The sequence below is a fragment of the Methylobacterium sp. W2 genome (assembly GCF_020662345.1).
Classification (GTDB): Bacteria; Pseudomonadota; Alphaproteobacteria; order Rhizobiales; family Beijerinckiaceae; genus Methylobacterium.
In genome coordinates this window covers 1-462 of the sequence record NZ_VMOA01000105.1, presented here as the reverse complement: position 1 = coordinate 462, position 462 = coordinate 1, and the positions used below count along the sequence as shown (strand labels likewise).

Sequence of the window (462 nt, the reverse complement as noted above, 5' to 3'; positions counted from 1 at the left end):
GTGCAGGGCGCGCTGGGCGCCGTTCTCGTCGTAGGTGGCGACCAGGCCGCCGTCGAGGAAGGCGGAGGCGGCGGTGACGGCCTCGGTGACCAGTCCGCCGGAGTTGCCGCGCAGGTCGAGGACGATCCCGGAGTCGGCGGGCGCCCGGTCGAGGGCGGTGCGTACGCGGTCGCCCGAGCCCCTGGTGAAGGCGGCGACCTTGATGACGGTGGCCCCGCCGGTGAGCCTGCGGACGGTCACCGGGTCCGTGGTGAGGCGGGCCCGGCGCAGGGTCTCGCTCCACGCGCGCGTGCCGCGCTGCAGGCCCAGGGAGACCGTCGTACCGGCGGAGGCGTCCTCGGCGTCGCCGCGCAGTAACGAGACGACCTCGGTGACGGGCCGGCCGTCGACACCCTTGCCGTCGACGCTGCGCAGCCGGTCGCCCTGGCGAATGCCGGCGTCGGCGGCGGGTGAGCCGTCCCG

At 76.4% G+C, this 462-nt stretch carries 1 protein-coding gene; it reads right to left on the bottom strand.

The features are described from left to right. Positions 1 to 462: S41 family peptidase (locus tag FPV16_RS25925; RefSeq protein ID WP_227441375.1), on the bottom strand; the 462-nt coding region annotated here is incomplete at both ends.